The sequence below is a fragment of the Micromonospora globbae genome (assembly GCF_036184225.1).
Classification (GTDB): domain Bacteria; phylum Actinomycetota; class Actinomycetes; order Mycobacteriales; family Micromonosporaceae; genus Micromonospora; species Micromonospora globbae.
The window spans coordinates 3148345-3164387 of record NZ_CP108084.1 but is presented as its reverse complement, the minus strand read 5'-3'; the positions used below and the strand labels follow the sequence as shown (position 1 = coordinate 3164387).

16 protein-coding genes are annotated in these 16043 nt (G+C 75.1%); 8 read left to right on the top strand and 8 right to left on the bottom strand.

Annotated elements, in window-relative coordinates; all coding sequences use genetic code 11:
* Positions 1-2: 2 nt before the first annotated feature.
* Genes OG994_RS13990 through OG994_RS13980 form a run of 3 tightly spaced genes read left to right on the top strand, consistent with a single transcriptional unit; the run spans position 3 to position 2606 of the window.
* A complete protein-coding gene (locus tag OG994_RS13990) occupies positions 3-689 on the top strand; it encodes an SDR family oxidoreductase (RefSeq protein ID WP_192902150.1) in 687 nt (228 codons plus the stop codon).
* Complete coding sequence (locus tag OG994_RS13985; protein ID WP_328853497.1) at positions 686-1639, top strand: glycosyltransferase family 9 protein; 954 nt, start codon at positions 686-688, stop codon at positions 1637-1639. The genes OG994_RS13990 and OG994_RS13985 overlap by 4 nt, the downstream gene beginning before the upstream one ends.
* On the top strand, positions 1623-2606 hold the full coding sequence (locus OG994_RS13980) for a DNA topoisomerase IB (protein WP_120328766.1): 984 nt from the start codon (positions 1623-1625) through the stop codon (positions 2604-2606). The genes OG994_RS13985 and OG994_RS13980 overlap by 17 nt, the downstream gene beginning before the upstream one ends.
* 220 nt (positions 2607-2826) lie before the next feature.
* Here OG994_RS13980 and OG994_RS13975 read toward each other — a convergent pair whose 3' ends face one another.
* Positions 2827-3831: an AraC-like ligand-binding domain-containing protein gene (locus OG994_RS13975; RefSeq protein ID WP_328853496.1), complete on the bottom strand. Its 1005-nt coding sequence runs from the start codon at positions 3829-3831 to the stop codon at positions 2827-2829.
* On the bottom strand, positions 3828-4586 hold the full coding sequence (locus OG994_RS13970) for a TetR/AcrR family transcriptional regulator (RefSeq protein WP_328853495.1): 759 nt from the start codon (positions 4584-4586) through the stop codon (positions 3828-3830). The genes OG994_RS13975 and OG994_RS13970 overlap by 4 nt, the downstream gene beginning before the upstream one ends.
* Positions 4587-4666: 80 nt before the next feature.
* On the opposite strand from OG994_RS13970, the gene OG994_RS13965 reads away from it, so the two are divergent.
* Positions 4667-6226, top strand: a complete 1560-nt coding sequence (locus OG994_RS13965) for an MFS transporter (protein WP_328853494.1) — start codon at positions 4667-4669, stop codon at positions 6224-6226.
* Between the two features lie 136 nt (positions 6227-6362).
* Here OG994_RS13965 and OG994_RS13960 read toward each other — a convergent pair whose 3' ends face one another.
* The 4 genes from OG994_RS13960 to OG994_RS13945 all read right to left on the bottom strand — a co-directional run bounded on the left by OG994_RS13960 (position 6363) and on the right by OG994_RS13945 (position 9843).
* Positions 6363-6866, bottom strand: a complete 504-nt coding sequence (locus OG994_RS13960) for a hypothetical protein (RefSeq protein ID WP_328853493.1) — start codon at positions 6864-6866, stop codon at positions 6363-6365.
* 63 nt (positions 6867-6929) lie between these two features.
* Complete coding sequence (locus OG994_RS13955; RefSeq protein ID WP_120328761.1) at positions 6930-8561, bottom strand: RecQ family ATP-dependent DNA helicase; 1632 nt, start codon at positions 8559-8561, stop codon at positions 6930-6932.
* A gap of 109 nt (positions 8562-8670) precedes the next feature.
* Entirely contained in the window at positions 8671-9621 is a 951-nt protein-coding gene (locus OG994_RS13950) for a TIGR03557 family F420-dependent LLM class oxidoreductase (RefSeq protein ID WP_328853492.1), read from the bottom strand.
* A gap of 96 nt (positions 9622-9717) precedes the next feature.
* Positions 9718-9843: a hypothetical protein gene (locus tag OG994_RS13945; protein ID WP_328853491.1), complete on the bottom strand. Its 126-nt coding sequence runs from the start codon at positions 9841-9843 to the stop codon at positions 9718-9720.
* A 203-nt stretch (positions 9844-10046) separates the two neighbouring features.
* Between OG994_RS13945 and OG994_RS13940 the strand changes: the two genes are divergently transcribed.
* Positions 10047-11540, top strand: coding sequence for a glycoside hydrolase family 3 protein (locus tag OG994_RS13940; protein WP_328853490.1), 1494 nt, complete (start codon positions 10047-10049; stop codon positions 11538-11540).
* A 129-nt stretch (positions 11541-11669) separates the two neighbouring features.
* On the opposite strand, the gene OG994_RS13935 is transcribed toward OG994_RS13940, so the two are convergent.
* Positions 11670-11957, bottom strand: coding sequence for a GNAT family N-acetyltransferase (locus tag OG994_RS13935; RefSeq protein ID WP_328853489.1), 288 nt, complete (start codon positions 11955-11957; stop codon positions 11670-11672).
* Complete coding sequence (locus OG994_RS13930) at positions 11954-13180, bottom strand: cysteine desulfurase-like protein (RefSeq protein WP_328853488.1); 1227 nt, start codon at positions 13178-13180, stop codon at positions 11954-11956. The genes OG994_RS13935 and OG994_RS13930 overlap by 4 nt, the downstream gene beginning before the upstream one ends.
* Before the next feature lie 63 nt (positions 13181-13243).
* Here OG994_RS13930 and OG994_RS13925 point away from each other — a divergent pair, with 63 nt between their 5' ends.
* The 3 genes from OG994_RS13925 to OG994_RS13915 all read left to right on the top strand — a co-directional run bounded on the left by OG994_RS13925 (position 13244) and on the right by OG994_RS13915 (position 15757).
* Positions 13244-13612 (top strand): hypothetical protein, encoded by a 369-nt coding sequence (locus OG994_RS13925; protein WP_120328756.1) that lies wholly within the window; start codon positions 13244-13246, stop codon positions 13610-13612.
* Positions 13613-13672: 60 nt separating this feature from the next.
* Positions 13673-14494, top strand: a complete 822-nt coding sequence (locus tag OG994_RS13920) for a DUF1206 domain-containing protein (RefSeq protein WP_120328896.1) — start codon at positions 13673-13675, stop codon at positions 14492-14494.
* Between the two features lie 66 nt (positions 14495-14560).
* Positions 14561-15757 (top strand): mechanosensitive ion channel family protein, encoded by a 1197-nt coding sequence (locus OG994_RS13915; protein WP_328853487.1) that lies wholly within the window; start codon positions 14561-14563, stop codon positions 15755-15757.
* The last annotated feature ends 286 nt before the right edge of the window (positions 15758-16043 follow it).

The window sequence follows — 16043 nt, the reverse complement described above, 5'->3', positions numbered from 1 at the left end:
GCGTGCCGAGCGGATCCGCCGTCCTGGTGACGGGCGGGTCGAGCGGGCTGGGCGCGGCCGTGGTCGCCGCGGTGGCCCGCTCCGGCGGCCGGCCGCTCGTGATCGACCGGCGGGCTCCCGGCGACGGGGTGCCGTGGGTGGAGTGCGACCTGGCCGACACCCGGGCCGCCGAGGACGCCACACGGCAGCTCGCCGAGCGCTCCGGCGGCCTGGACGCGGTGGTGACGGCGGCCGGGATGGATGTCCCGGGGCGGCTGGCGGACGTGCCGGCGGACACCTGGGAGCGGATCGTCGCCGTCGACCTGCTCGCCACGGCCGCGGTGATCCGGGCCGCGCTGCCCTACCTGGAGGCGTCCCGGGGCACGATCGTCACCGTGGCGTCCACGCTCGGCGTCAAGGCCGTGAGCGACGCCACCGCGTACTGCGCCGCGAAGTTCGGGGTGGTCGGCTTCACCCGGGCCCTCGCCGCCGAACTCGCCGGCACAGTGGGCGTGACCCTGCTCATCCCCGGCGGCATGCGGACGGCGTTCTTCGACGAACGGGACGAGCGCTACCGCCCCGGGGCGGACGCGGTGCTCAACGACCCGGCCGACACGGCGGCGGCCGTCATGTACGCGCTGTCCCAGCCGCCCGGCTGCGCCGTACGGGAGATGGTGGTCTGCGCCGAGCAGGAGTCGTCGTACCCGTGATCCTCGTGCTGCGGGCGCTCGGTGTCGGCGACCTGGCCACCGCCGTGCCCGCGCTGCGCGCGCTGCGGGCCGCCCACCCCGACCGGCGGCTCGCGCTCGCCGCGCCGGCCTGGCTCGCGCCGCTGGTCGACCTGGTGGGCGGGGTCGACCTGCTGGTGGACACCCCGGATCCGGGCCGGATCCGGTGGCCCCACCCGCCGCCGCGGCTCGCGGTGAACCTGCACGGGCGCGGCCCGCAGTCGCACCGGGCGCTCGCGGCCACCGGGCCGGGGCGGCTGCTCGCCTTCGCCAGTCCGGACGCCGGGTTCACCGACGGGCCGGACTGGGACGCCGACGAGCACGAGGTGGACCGCTGGTGCCGCCTGCTGGCGTGGTACGGGATCCCCGCCGACCGAACCGACCTGGCGCTGGGCCGGCCGGCGGCGACCGGGGTGCCGACCGGGGCCACCGTCCTGCACCCGGGGTCGAAGATCGCCGCGAAGCGCTGGCCGGCCGACCGGTTCGCCGTGCTGGCGCGCCGGCTCGCCGCGCGGGGACACCGGGTGGTGCTGACCGGCTCCGCCGACGAGCGGGAGCTGGCGGGCGGGGTGGCCGCCGCCGCCGGCCTGCCCCCCGAGGCCGTGTGGGCCGGCCGGACGGGCCTCGCCGAGCTGGCGGCGCTCGTGGCGTACGCCCGGGTGGTGGTGAGCGGGGACACCGGCGTGGCCCACCTGGCGACCGGCTACGGGAGGCCGTCGGTCGTGCTGTTCGGCCCGGTGTCCCCGGCCCGCTGGGGGCCGCCGCCGGACCGGCCCCGGCACCGTGTGATCTGGGCCGGGAACAGGGATTGGCCCAGCTGGGACGGGGTAGGAAGCCACCCGTCATTGACCGCTCTCGGTGTCGACGAGGTGTCGGCGGCCGTGGACGAGGTGGAACGGGTGGTGCGGGACTCCGGTGCGGTTGCGGCGTAGCGATCCGGGCAGGCCGGGATACCGGCGTCGCCGGCGTGGCAAGGGCTGGCTCTTCCTGGACCCGGCCGGCGAACCGGTGCGCGACCCGGACGAACTGGACCGCCTCCGCGCGCTGGTCATCCCGCCCGCGTGGCGGGACGTGTGGATCTGCCCGTACCCGAACGGGCACATCCAGGCCACCGGGATCGACGCGGCCGGCCGCAAGCAGTACCTCTACCACCCGGTGTGGCGGGAGAAGCGCGACGAGGCGAAGTTCGACCACGTGCTGGAGGTGGCCCGGCGGTTGCCGGCCCTGCGCGAGCGGGTCGGCGCGGACCTCGGCGGGCGCGGGCTGAACCGGGACCGGGTGCTCGCCACGGTCGCCCGGCTGCTGGACATGGGCATGTTCCGGGTCGGCAGCGACCAGTACGCGGCCGGCGACGACCCGACGTTCGGGGTGTCCACGCTGCGCCCCGAGCACGCCCGCTCCCGTGGCGGCTGCGTGGTGTTCGAGTTCCCCGCCAAGGGCGGCATCGAGCAGGTGCGCCGGATCGAGGATCCCGAGCTGTGCCGGGTGCTGCTCAACCTGCGCCGGCGCCGCCGCCGGGCCGAGCGGCTGTTCGGCTACTGGGACGGCCGGGACTGGCGGGACGTGCGCGCCGACGAGGTCAACGAGTACCTGCGCGACGCCAGCGGCGGGGAGATGACCGCGAAGGACTTCCGCACCTGGCACGCCACCGTGCGGGCCGCCGTCGAGCTGGCCGCCGTGGGGCCCGCCCGGTCGGCCACGGCCCGGAAACGGGCGGTGGCCGCCGTGATGCGCGAGGTCGCCGAACTGCTGGGGAACACGCCGACCGTGGCGCGCACGTCCTACGTGGACCCCCGGGTGGTCGACCTCTACCACGACGGCGTGGTGGTGCCGGTCGACGGGGACACCCCGCGGGAGAAGGCCGAACGGGCCGTGCTGGAACTGCTCGAGGAGGCCTGACCGGCCCCGCCACCGTCCTGGGGGAAGTGGCGGAGCCGGAGCGCCGGACGTCGAGCCCGGCGGCCGCCCGCCGCCTCGGCGGCGGGCGCCGCGCACGGCCCCCGATGGCGGCCGGTTCCCCGCACGGGTCGGGGGACGGCGACCGCGTCGCGGACAGTCTGCCGACCCGGAGTTGACCGTGCGCGCCAACCGGTTGACGTCCGGTGCCGGGCGCGGCCGGTCAGCCGGTCGGGCCGGAGCCGGAGCGGGCCCGGTACGCCTGCGGGCTCATCCCGTACGCCGACCGGAACGCGCGACTGAAGTGGGCCTTGTCGGTGAAGCCCCAGCGGCGGGCGACGAGGTGGACGGGCCGGTGCCGCAGCAGCGGATCGGCCAGGTCGCGGCGGCAGCGTTCCAGGCGTCGCCGGCGGATCGTCGCGGCCACGGTCTGCTCCTCGGTCTGGAAGAGCCGGTGCAGCGTCCGGAGGGACACGTGGTGGGCGTCCGCGACGGCCTGCGGGCTCAACGCCGGGTCGTCGAGGTGCCGGTCGATGAAGTCGCTGATCCGGGCGAGCAGGGTCCGCTCGCGGACGTCCACCGGCAGCGCGTCCTCGGCGTCGAGGTGGCGCGCGAGCAGTGCGGAGACCAGGCTGATCGTGACGTCCGCCAGGTAGGGCACGTCGCTGTCGCGGAACTCCTCGGGATGCCGGGTGATCCGGTGCAGGTGCTGCGCCAGCAGGGCGCCCGGACCCTCCGATCCGGACAGCCGGGCGGCCGTGAGGCGGTCGACCTTGTCGGGGCTCAGCGGCAGCCGCGCCCGGGGGATGACGGCGGTCACGGAGGCGGCGGGGACGTCCCGGGCGTTGTCGCCCAGGTGTTCCAGGTCGTGCGGCCGGCCCCAGTCCACCAGCGTGAAGTCGCCGACCGGCAGGGCCGTGTCGCGGCGGCGGGCACTGATCGCGCACGTGCCGCTCGTGGCCAGCGCGATCTGGTAGACCTCGGGGTCCGCCTGGCGGATCAGGCGCGGGGTGCGCTGCCCGACCAGCGACTGGTAGCGGAACCGGGTGAGCGCGATGCCGCCCAGGTCGACCATGCGGGCGTGCCCCCGGAAGTCGTCGGCGTGGTCGCTCGTGAAGGCGACCGGCGCGGACACCCGCCCGGCCATCTCCAGCCAGAGTGGGAACCGGTCGGCCGGTGGCACCACCGTGGTGTCCACGGTCTCGACCCGCAGACCCGCCACCGTCACCCCGCCGTCCGGGCGCGCACCAGCGTCTCGACGCCGTCCAGCAGCCGGTCGAGGCCGAAGGTGAACTCGTCGTCCGGGTCGTCGTCCGAATCGAGCGCGCCGGAGGCGAGCACCGCGTGCAGCGCCGGGAAGCGGGCCGGGTCGGCCAGTCGGGCGACCAGCCGGGCGTACGCCGGCATGACGGCGCCGGGTTCGCGGCCGGCGGCCTGTGCGGCGTCGAGCAGTTGGGCGGTGAGCAGGGCCTCGTTGCGCACGTAGCTGGTGAGCAGCAGCATCACCGACATCTTCTCGGGCTCGGTGAGGCCGGTGCCGTCCAGGCAGCGCAGCCCCGCGTCCAGCCAACCGAGCTGGTGCGGCGTGAGCGGCGGGCTGCCGATGGGGACGCGGACGATCCAGGGGTGCCGGCGCAGGGCCTCGCGTTCGGCCCAGGCCCACCGCGACAGCCCGACCCGCCAGTCCGGGCCGGATCCGGCCGGGGCGGGTGGTTCGCCGTACGCGGCGTCGACCATCAGCGTCAGCAGTTCCTCCTTGGCGCCGACGTACCGGTAGAGGGCCATGGTGGCCGCGCCCAGTTCCTTGGCGACCCGGCTCATCGACACGGCCGGCAACCCTTCGGCGTCGGCGAGCGCCACCGCGGCGGCGACGATCCCGCCCAGGGTGAGCCCCGGTCGCGGCCCCTTGGGCGCGCGTCCGCGCAGCCCCCAGGCCTCGGCGATGGCCGGGGGGAGTGTCGGCTCGTCTGCTGTCGGCTCCACGGCTCCTCCTTGCCGGCCCATCCTAGTTCTGCGTATGGTCTACGCAGAAGAGCGTATGACATACGCAGAAGGAGTCTCCCATGCCCTCGACACCTCGCGCCGGACGCCGTGAGTGGATCGGCTTCGGCGTGCTGATGCTGCCGCTGCTCCTGGTCTCCATGGACGTCTCGGTGCTCTACTTCGCCGTCCCGTTCCTGAGCGCCGAACTGCGCCCGACCAGCACCGAGCAGCTCTGGATCTTCGACATCTACGGCTTCGTCCTCGCCGGGCTGCTCATCACCATGGGTGCCCTCGGGGACCGGATCGGCCGCCGCCGGCTGCTGCTCGCCGGTGCGGTGGCGTTCGGCGCGGCCTCGGTCCTCGCCGCGTACGCCGACAGCGCCGGCACGCTGATCGCCGCCCGGGCGGTGCTCGGTGTCGGCGGCGCCACCCTGATGCCCTCCACGCTGGCGCTGGTCCGCAACATGTTCCACGACGAGAAGCAGCGCGGCACCGCCATCGCCATCTGGACCGCCGCGCTGACCGGGGGCATCGCCATCGGCCCCGTGCTCAGCGGCATCCTGCTCGAGCACTTCTGGTGGGGGTCGATCTTCCTGATCAACCTGCCGGCCATGGTGCTGCTGCTCCTGCTGGCGCCGCTGCTGGTGCCGGAGTTCCGCAACCCGCGGGCCGGCCGGTTCGACCTGCTCAGCTCGGTGCTCTCACTGGCCGCGCTGCTGCCGGTGATCTACGGCATCAAGGAACTGGCCCGCGAGGGCTGGTCGGCGGTGCCCGCGTCGGCCGTCGCCGCCGGGCTGCTCGTCGCGGTGGTCTTCGTCCGGCGGCAGCGCCGGCTCGCGTACCCCATGGTCGACCTCGCGCTGGTCCGCCGCCGGGCGGTCGGCGCGGCGCTCGGGGTCAACCTGGTCGCCATGTTCGCGATGGTCGGCTTCGCCATCTTCACCACCCAGCACCTCCAGTCGGTGCTCGGCTTCAGCCCGCTGCGCGCGGCACTGTGGAGCCTCGTGCCGTCCGTGCTCGTGGGCGGGGTCGCGCCGGTCGCGGCGGCGCTGGCCCGGCGGATCGACCGGGCGTACCTCATCGGGGCCGGCTTCGTCGTCGCGGCCGCCGGGTTCGTGGTGCTGACCCGGGTGCCGGTCACGGACGGACTGGCCACGCTGCTGGTCGGCGCGAGCGTCTACGCGGCCGGCCTGGTGGTGGTGATGTCACTGGTCACCGAGCTGGTGCTCGGCGCCGCGCCGCCGGAGCGGGCCGGCGTCGCCTCGGCGCTTACCGAGTCGAGCAGCGAACTCGGCGGTGCGCTCGGGATGGCGGTGCTGGGCAGCGTGGGCGGCGCCGTCTACCGGCGGGAGGTGGTCGACGGTATTCCGGCCGGGCTGCCGGCCGACGCCGCGGACGCCGCGCGGGAGACGCTGGGGGGCGCCGTGGCAGTCGCCGCGAACCTGCCCGCCGACGCGGCCGCCGCCGTACGGCAGGCCGCCACGACGGCGTTCACCGACGGGCTGCACCTGGCCGCGGCCGGCGCCGGGGCGCTGATGCTGCTCGCCGCCGTGCTCACCGTGGCCACGCTACGCGGAGTACGCACCCCCACCCCAACCCCAACCCCCACCCCAACCCCAACCCCCACCCCCGCGCGCTGACCCCGCCCACCCTCCCCCGCGATCTTGCACTTTGTGCCCGGGCGAAAGGGGCACAAGCCGCATCTCACGGGCCGAAAGTGCAAGATCGCGGGGGGAGGGGACGGGGAGCGCGGGGGCGGGGACGGGGAGGGGAGGGTTAGTCGTTCAGGACTTGGGCCAGGCGGTCGCGGAAGCGGCGCTCGGAGTCGCTGACCACCTCACCGCCGAGCCCCAGCACACCGCCGCTGGAGGCCGCGCCGACCACCTGCTCGGCGATCTCCACGAGCCAGTGCCGGTACGCGCCGGCCTCGCCCTCGTCGACGCGGGCGGCGAGCAGGGCGGCGGCCTCCCGCGCCCGGTTGAGCACGTCGTCGATGAGCGCCTGCGGGTCGGTGGGGGAGATGACCGGCATCTCCTCCCCGGCCTCGGGGTCGCCGACCCGCGTGACGATCTCGCCGGCCACGGCGGCGACCAGCGGGCTCGCCGACTCCCGGCCGGCCGCGATGGTCTCCAGGCCGGCGGCGTTCTCCGCCATGGTGCGCCGCGTGCCGTCGGACTCGGCGGCGCTCGCCGCGGTCAGCACCGACTGCGGCAGCCCGACCAGCAGCCCCCACTCCTCGTCGGAGAACCCGAACCCGGTGTACGCCGGCTGTTCGATCACGGCAACGTCCCTTCCGCCTGTCCTGCTCGTGCGAAGTCGTGGGCGCGCGGCGCCCGGATCAGGCTAGTCCAGCGTCAACAACTCCTGTTCGGACACCACGCGTACGGACAGCGTCTTGTACCCCACCTCGTCGAAGAGAACCGTCATCCGGTCCTCGTCGTAGCTGAGCACCAGACCTGGCCCCCACTCGGGGTGGCGGACCTGGCTGTGCACCGGGAACGGCCCGATCGCGCCGTCGTCGGGGGTGCTGGTGCCCGCGTGGCAGTTGTCGCAGTGCCCGCAGACCGCGGTCATCTGCTCGCCGAAGTACGCCAGCAGGGCCTGCCCGCGGCAGCCGGTCGTCTCGGCGAAGGCGCGCATCATGTCGGTGCGGGAGCGGGTGACGGTCTGCTGGCGTTCCGCCTCGGCGAGGGCCGCCGCGGCGGCGTCCACCGGGGTCGGTGCGTAGCGGGGCGAGCCGACGCGCCCCTTCGACCGCGGCTCCGCGGCGCCGACCTGCTCCAGCAGCGACAGGTACTGCCCGAGCTTGCGCGGTCCGAGGCCGGTCAGCTCGCGGAGTTCCTTGCGACTGCGGGCCCTCGCGCGCAGCAGCGCGGCGAGGTCGCGCAGCTCGGTGGTGTCCGGCAGCCCGGCGGTGAAGAAGCGCCGCAGGCCGACGTCCTCGGCCTGCCAGAGCAGCAGCACCCGGGCGGGCTGGCCGTCGCGGCCGGCGCGGCCGATCTCCTGGAAGTAGCTGTCGGGCGAGTCGGGCAGCGCCATGTGCACCACCCACGCGATGTTCGGTTTGTCGATCCCCATGCCGAACGCGGACGTCGCGACCATGATCGGCACCTGGTCGGCGAGGAACGCCTCGTGCAGCTCGCCGCGCGCCCCGGCCGGCATGCCGCCGTGGTAGTACCGGGACGGGAAGCCGGCGTCGGTGAGGCGGGCGGCGAGGTCCTCGGCCGCGCGGCGGGTCGGCACGTAGACGATGCCCGGCCGCTCGTCGGAGCGCAGGAGCGCCACCAGTCGCCGCCACCGGTAGTCCTCGGTGGGGCAGTGGGCGACCTCCAGGAAGAGGTTCGGCCGGTCCAGCCCGGAGACCACCACCTCGGGGTCGCGCAGCCGCAACCGCGACACGATGTCCTCGCGGACCGGCGGGGAGGCGGTGGCGGTCAGCGCCACCACGGGTGGGCGGCCGATCTCCTCGACGAGGTGGCCGAGCGCCAGGTAGTCGGGCCGGAAGTCGTGGCCCCACGCCGAGATGCAGTGCGCCTCGTCCACGGCCACGAGCGCCGGCTTCAGCGCCCGGACCTCGGCCATCCGCTCCGGGTTGCTGAGCTGCTCGGGCGTGATGAAGAGGAACTCCGCCCGGCCGGCGCGGATCTCCTCGATCGCCTCGCTCTGCTGCGCCGGGCTCTCGTGGGAGCTGATGCGAACCGCCCGCAGCTCCGGCCGCTGCCGCTCGTTGAGCGCCGCGATCTGGTCCTGCTGAAGGGCGAGCAGCGGGGAGACCACCACGGTCGGGCCGGGGATCAGGCTGGCGGGGATCTGGTAGATCGCCGACTTGCCGGCTCCGGTGGGGAGCACCACGAGGGCGTCGCGCCGCTTCATGACGGCGCGCATGGCGGCCAGTTGGTGGGGCCGCAGCGTGGTCCAGCCGAAGAGGCTGCGGGCCGCGCGGCGCAGGGTCGTCGACTGCCGGGTGAGTGTCATCGAGGGCCGGACGTACCCGAGCTGATCACCGGCGAAACCCGCCCCGGGACCGGGTGCGGGGCGGTCCCGGACACACCCGCCGGCCGTCCCCGCGCCCGGCCCGTCGACATCAGCGGAAGCGGGGCAGGATCTCGCGCTCGTAGAGGTCGAACAGGCCCTGGTAGTGGGGGCCGGTGTTGGCCACGTAGACCTCGTCGAAGCCGGCCTTCGCGTACTGCTCGATCATCTCCACGTGCGCCTCGGCGCTGTTGCCGCCGACGAAGGACTCCTTCATCATCTCCGGCTTGACGAGCTGCGCCGCCTGCTCGAAGTGCCGGGGCGAGGGGAGCACCTGGGACAGCTCGCCGGGGACGCCGGAGTTCGGCCACTTCTCGTACGCGATCCGCATGCCCTCCTCCTCCGTGTCCGCGTACGCCGCCTTGAAGCCGGCCTGGCAGGGCTTGTCGCCGCCGCCACCCTCGCGGAACCGGCGGACCAGGTCGGCGTCCGGCATCGTGCTGATGTAGCCGTCGCCGAGGCGGGCGGCCAGGTCCACCGCCTTGGGTCCGAAGCCGGAGACGTAGACCGGCGGCGGGGTGTCGGGGAGCGTGTAGACGCGGGCGTGCTCGACGGTGTAGTGCCGGCCGTAGTGGTTGACGAAGCCGCCCCGCCACAGCTCGCGCATCACCTCGATGGCCTCCTCCAGCATCTGCAGCCGCACGTCGGCCTGCGGCCAGGCGTCGCCCAGGATGTGCTCGTTGAGCGCCTCGCCGCTGCCGACGCCGAGCACGAACCGCCCGGAGTGCAGCACCGCGCTGGTCGCCGCCGCCTGGGCGACGACCGCGGGGTGGATCCGGACGGTCGGGCAGGTGACGGCGGTGGTCACGGGCAGCCGGCAGACCTGGCTGAGCGCGCCGATGACCGACCAGACGAAGGGACTCTGGCCCTGGGCGTCCACCCAGGGGTGGTAGTGGTCGGAGATCCACAGCGCCTGGAAGCCGGCCCGCTCCGCGCCGCGCGCCTGCTCCAGCAGCTCGGCCGGGCTGTACTCCTCAGTGGACAGGAAGTATCCGATCTTCATGGTGCCCCCTCGTGACGTCACCGGGTCAACGAGGGAGCACCTACCCCGGCACGGGTGGCGGCAACCGCCGCCGACCCGCGCCGGCGGCGACCGGCGTCAGCGCCGGCGGAACATCACCCGGATGGCCGCGAGCAGCAGAAGACCGCCCACCACCACCCCGAGCAGGCGTACGCCGGGGACGTCGGCCGGGCTCGTCGCATCGGCCAGCAGCGTGGGATCCATGCCCGCACTCTGCCGACCGCCGTCCCGCCCGGCAACTGTAAGGTTTCTTGACGATTTGATCGCCCGGGTGTGACCATGGCAGCACCGCCCGCCGGGGCGGGCCGCCGGACGGTGGGGAAGTGGGGGTACGGGGGCCGCATGAGCGAGCGAACCTTCGGGCACGGTGCGATCCGGGCCGTCGCCGGGCGACGGGGGGCGTCGGCATGAGGGCACCGGGCGGTCCGTTGGCCGCGCTCGCGGCCGCCGTCCTGCAACCCGGCTTCGTCGGCGTCACCCCACCGCCGTGGGTCTGCCGCTGGCTCGGCGAGGGCCTCGGGTCGGTGGTGCTGTTCGCCCGCAACGTGGTCGACCACGCGCAGGTCGCGGCGCTCACCGCCGCGCTGCGCGCGGAGCGTCCCGACGTCATCGTGGCGATCGACGAGGAGGCCGGGGACGTCACCCGCATCGAGTCGCGCCGTGGCAGCTCCCGCCCGGGCAACTTCGCCCTCGGCGCCGTGGACGACCCGGACCTGACCGAGCGGGTCGCGCGTGACCTGGGGGCGGATCTCGCGAGCCTCGGCGTCACCCTCGACTACGCCCCGGACGCCGACGTGAACTCCAACCCCGCCAACCCGGTCATCGGCGTACGCGCCTTCGGCGCCGACCCGGCGCTGGTGGCCCGGCACACCGCCGCGTGGGTCCGCGGGCTCCAGGCCGGCAATGTGGCCGCCTGCGCCAAGCACTTCCCCGGCCACGGGGACACCCGGGTCGACTCCCACCACGACCTGCCGCTGATCACCGGCGACCGGGACCGGCTGGACAGCGTCGAGCTGGCGCCGTTCCGCGCCGCGGTGGCCGCCGGCGCCCAGGCCGTGATGACCGGGCACCTGCTGGTGCCGGCGCTGGACCCGGAGCTGCCCGCCACGCTGAGCCCCCGGATCCTCGGCGGGCTGCTCCGCGACGAGCTGGGCTTCTCCGGCGTGGTCGTCACGGACGCGGTGGAGATGCGGGCGGTGGCCGACCGGTACGGGTTCGCCGGCGCGGCGGTCCGTGCCCTCGCGGCCGGCGCGGACGCCATCTGCATCGGCGGGGAGCGGGCCGGCGAGGAGGACGCCCGCGAGCTGCGGGACGCCATCGTGGCCGCGGTCGTCTCCGGCGAGCTGCCGGAGGAGCGGCTCGCCGAGGCCGCCAAGCGGGTCGGGCAACTGGCCGAGTGGACGGTCGCCGCCCGGTCCGGGGGTCCGGCCCGGCGGGGCCTGCCGGCCGACGCGTCGGAGGTCGGGCTGGCCGCCGCCCGGCGCGCGCTGCGGGTCACCGCGGCGCCCGGCGGCGCCGCCGCGCTGCCGCTGGCCGCGCCCGCGTACGTGGTGGAGTTCGAGCCGCCGCGCAACATCGCGATCGGGGCGGAGACCCCGTGGGGCGTCGGCGCGCCGCTCGCCGAGATGCTGCCCGGCACCGCCACCCGCCGGTACGCCGAGGACGACGTCCCGGTCGACCCGACGGCCGGCGCCGACGGCCGGCCCGTGGTGCTCGTCGTCCGCGACCTGCACCGCCACCCGTGGATGCGGTCGGCCGTGACCCGGGCGCTGGCCGCGCGCCCGGACGCGGTGGTCGTGGAACTCGGGGTGCCGGAGCTGGTCACCGGCGCCGTGCACGTCGCCACCCATGGCGCCACGCGGGCCGCCGGGCGCGCCGCGGCCGAACTGCTGGCCGGCTGAGCGGCCGTCGGCTAGCGGTCGTCGGCTGAGCGGCCGTCCTCCGAGCGGCCGTCGGCTGAGCGGCCGTCCTCCGAGCGGCCGTCGGCGGTCGGGCTCCGCGGCGATCGGGCTCCGGTGGGCGGGCCCGCGTCAGGGCTCGTCGACGACCAGGGCGGCGTACTCCGGGTGGCGGTCGATGAAGGCGGACATGAACCGGCACCGCGGCACCACCGCGCCGCCCCGCTCCCGCACCTGGTCCAGCGTGCCGCGTACGAGCGCCGTGCCGACGCCCTTGCCCTGGAACCGGGGGTCCACCTCGGTGCGCGTGAAGACCAGCACCTCGCCCCGGGCCTCGTACGCGGTGAACCCCGCCAGCGCGTCGTCGACCAGGATCTCGAACCGGCGCTCGGCCGGGTTGTCCTCGACCAGGCTGCTCACCCGGCCATTGTCCCCCCGGCGGTGGCCAGCCGGTCGAGTTCGGCGAGCAACCGGTCCACCTCGTCGGCCGTGTTGTAGTGGTAGACGCTGGCCCGCACCGCGCCCCCGCTGTCCCGCAGCCCCATGGCCGTGAAGTACTCGTAGGCGTAGTAGTCGCCGGCCGAGAGGCAGAACCCGGCCGCGCCCAGGGCCGCCTGGGTCTGCGCCGGGGACAGCCCGGCGACCCGGAAGGAGACCGTCGGCCAGCGCCGCGCCGGGCGGCCGTAGACGGTGACGCCGGGCAGCGCGGCGAGCCCGGCGAGCAGCCGGTCCAGCAGCGCCTCCTCGTGCGCCTGGGCGGCCGCCAGTCCCGCCCGGACGCGGGCGCGGCGGTCGCCGGTGGCCGCCGGGTCCAGCCCGGCGAGGTGGTCGACGGCCGCGGCCACGCCGGCGAGCAGCGGGAAGCTCGGCGTGCCGTACTCGAAGCGTTCCGGTACCGCGTCCGAGGAGGGGATCAACTTCGCCGGGCGCAGCGTCGCCCACCGCCGCGGGTCGCCCACCATGGCCGCGAGGTGCGGCCCGGACCACTTGTACGCGCTGGTCACGAGCACGTCCGCGCCGAGCGTGGCCAGGTCCGTCGGCGCGTGTGGCACGGCGTGCACCCCGTCCACGCACACCAGCGCGCCGGCCGCGTGGGCGATCTTGGCGATGGCCGCCACGTCGGGGGCCGTGCCGATCGCGTTGCTGCCGGCGGTGACCGCCACCAGCCGGGTCCGCTCGGTGACCAGGTCGGCGTACTGGTCGACGGGCAGCTCACCGGTGTCCCGGTCGAACTCGGCCCAGCGCACCGTCGCGCCGGCCGCCTCGGCGGCCTGCACCCACGGGCGTACGTTCGCGTCGTGGTCGAGCCGGGAGAGGACCACCTCGTCGCCGGGCCGCCAGCCGGCGCCGAGCGTGCGCGCCAGCGTGTAGAGAAGGGCCGTGGCACTCGGACCGAGCACCACGCCCGCCGGATCGCCGCCGACCAGGTCGGCGACCGCCGCCCGGGCGTCCGCCACCAGCTCCAGCGCCCGCTGACCGGGCCGGTACGCGCTGCTGCGGTTGCTGACCGCGGTGCGCATCGCCCCGGCCACCGCGTCGATCACGGCCGCGGCGGTCTGGGTGCCTCCGGCACCGTCGAAGTGGACGAAACCCTCGGCCAGGGCGGGGTAGGCGGCACGGATCCGGTGGACGTCGAACGGCATGCCGCCGACCCTAGCCCGCGCCGTCGCCGGGCCCCCTGGCGGGCGGGCCGTACCCTTGGCGGGGTGACGAAGCGACCCGGTACCTTCCCGCTGACCCCCACCCGTCGCGCCGCCGGCGTGCTGGCCGGCCTGGCGCTCGGCGTCGCCCTGCTGGCCGGCTGCAGTTCCGAGGGCGCCGACACCGACTGCAGCATCGCCGGCTCCTGCACGATCACCTTCCAGCGCGGCGTCGACGCGAGCGCCAGCATCCTCGGCGTCGAGGCGAAGCTCGTCGGTGTGCAGGACGAGCAGGTGACCGTCGAGGTCGCCGGCGAGCAGGTCACGCTGCTCACCGGCCAGCAGGCCGCCGAGGTGGCCGGCTTCGCCGTGACGCTCGACAGCGTCACCGACCAGGAGATCAAGATCCGGGTGTCGCAGGGCGGCGGCAGCTGATCCGCCGCGGGAGGCGGCGGTCAGGTTTGACGATCAGCGCGGGCGGAGATTGTGGCCACCATGTCACTGACCCGTACCGCCGAAGCCACCGCCTCCCGTACGGCAGACAGCCGGTGGCTGGAAGTCCTCACCCGGGCCGGCTTCATCGGCTACGGGCTCGTCCATCTGCTGTTCGCCTGGCTGGCGCTGCAGATCGCGTTCGGGCGCTCCGCCGACGACGGCGACCAGTCCGGGGCGCTGCGTACCCTGGCCGCCCAGCCGCTCGGCAAGGTCCTCGTCGTCGCCACGGGCGTCGGTCTGCTGGCCATGGCGATCTGGCAGGCGCTGGAGGCGGCCGCCGGGCACCGCGCCGAACGCGGCCGGGAACGGACGTGGGAGCGCCTCGCCTCGCTCGGGCGCACCGTCGTCTACCTCTACTTCGCGTGGACCGCGTACAAGGTCTTCTCCGACGCGGGGTCCCACAGCGCGGACCAGCAGGAGGCCCTCACCGGGCGGGCGATGGAGTCCTCCGGCGGCCGGTGGCTCGTCGGCCTCGCCGGGCTGGTGCTCGCCGCGATCGGCGTCGGCCTCGTGGTGTACGGGCTGGTCAAGCGCTTCGAGAAGCACCTCAGGCTCGGGGAGATGAGCCACCGCACCCGCCGGCTGGCCCGCCGGCTCGGCGTCGCGGGCTACGCCGCCAAGGGCGTGGCGTACGCCATCGCCGGCGTGCTGGTGATCGTGGCCGCGGTGACGTACGACCCGGAGAAGGCCCGCGGGCTGGACGCCGCGCTGCACACGCTGCGGGAGCAGTCCTACGGCGGCCTCCTGCTGACCCTCGTGGCCCTCGGCATCGCCGCCTTCGGCGTCTTCTGCTTCCTCCAGTCCCGCTACCGCCGCGTCTGACACCGCCGGCGGCGCGGCACCATCGGTACCGGACATCCGTCGTGCCCGAGACCGAGGGAGAACCACGTGCAGAACTACCTCGAGACGGTCGCCGTCGTGCTCGTCGCGGCGGCGACCGCCCTGTTCGTCGCGGCGGTGGTGCACCGGGTGACCCGACGGCTGGGCCACCGGTCGCGGTTCATGACCGAGCTCACCGACCACGCCCACCGCCCGTTCCAGGTGGCCGCCACGGTGCTGGCGGTCCAGTTCGCCGTCCGCTTCACCACCGGCTACGCCGTCGGGACGGGGTGGCGGCAGGCGCTGCTGCACCTGCTCGTGCTCGCCGTCATCGCCAGCGCCGCCTGGCTGGTCGCCGCGCTGCTCGTGGTGGTCGAGGACACGGCGCTGGCCCGGTTCCGGGTCGACGTGCCCGACAACCGGCACGCCCGGCGGGTGCGGACCCAGGTGGTCATGCTGCGCCGGGTGACGATCGCGGTGATCGTGATCCTCACGCTCGGCGTGATGCTGATGACCTTCCCGAGCGTGCGCGGCATCGGTGCCGGCGTGCTGACCAGCGCCGGTGTCGTCGGTGTGGTCGCCGCGTTGGCGGCGCAGAGCCTGCTCGGCAACGTCTTCGCGGGGCTCCAGCTCGCCTTCAGCGACGCGGTGCGGCTCGACGACGTGGTGGTCGTCGAGGGGGAGTGGGGCCGGATCGAGGAGTTGACCCTCAGCTACGTGGTGGTGCAGATCTGGGACGACCGCCGGCTGATCCTCCCGACGTCGTACTTCACCAGCACACCGTTCCAGAACTGGACCCGCACCGAGGCCGCGGTGCTCGGCACCGCGGAGTTCGACGTGGACTGGGCGGTCCCGGTGCAGGCCATGCGGGAGGAGCTGCGCCGACTGGTGGAGAGCACCGACCTGTGGGACGGCCGCGTCTGCGTGCTCCAGGTGACCGACGCGACCGGCGGCACGGTGCGCATCCGCGCGCTGGTCAGCGCCGCCGACGCCGGCAGCCTGTGGGACCTGCGCTGCCTCGTACGCGAACACCTGGTCGCCTGGGTGCGGGACCGGCACCCCACCTCGATGCCCCGGGTGCGCACCGAGCTGGGCGACGCGCGCAGCGACCTGCCCTGGCAGTGGGTGCGGCCGCGCCGGCCCGAGCGCCGGCTGGCCGAGGGGGAGGTGCCCGACGACGCCCGGCTCTTCGGCGGCAGCGACGACGGCGACGCGCGCAGCGAGGCGTTCGTCGGCCCGGACGAGCCGGCCGAGTCCCGCCGCTGACCGGCCGCGTCCCGGGTGCCCCGCGCGGCGCCGGATCGGACGTGCAGACGACGCCGCCCCCGACCGTGGTGGTCGGGGGCGGCGTGTGGAGTGCCGGTGTGCAGGTCGCCTCTCGGCGAGTGGCGCGACGCGGCTCCAGCCGGACGGTATTCCGCGAAGGCGTTTGTAGGTGAGGCCCGGGGACACTGGACACACCGGCACCCCCCACAACGTACCCGCCCCGGCCGGTGTTCCCACCCCCGAATCCTCCGCGTCGATCATGAGGTTGGCGGGGCGGGTTGCCCGG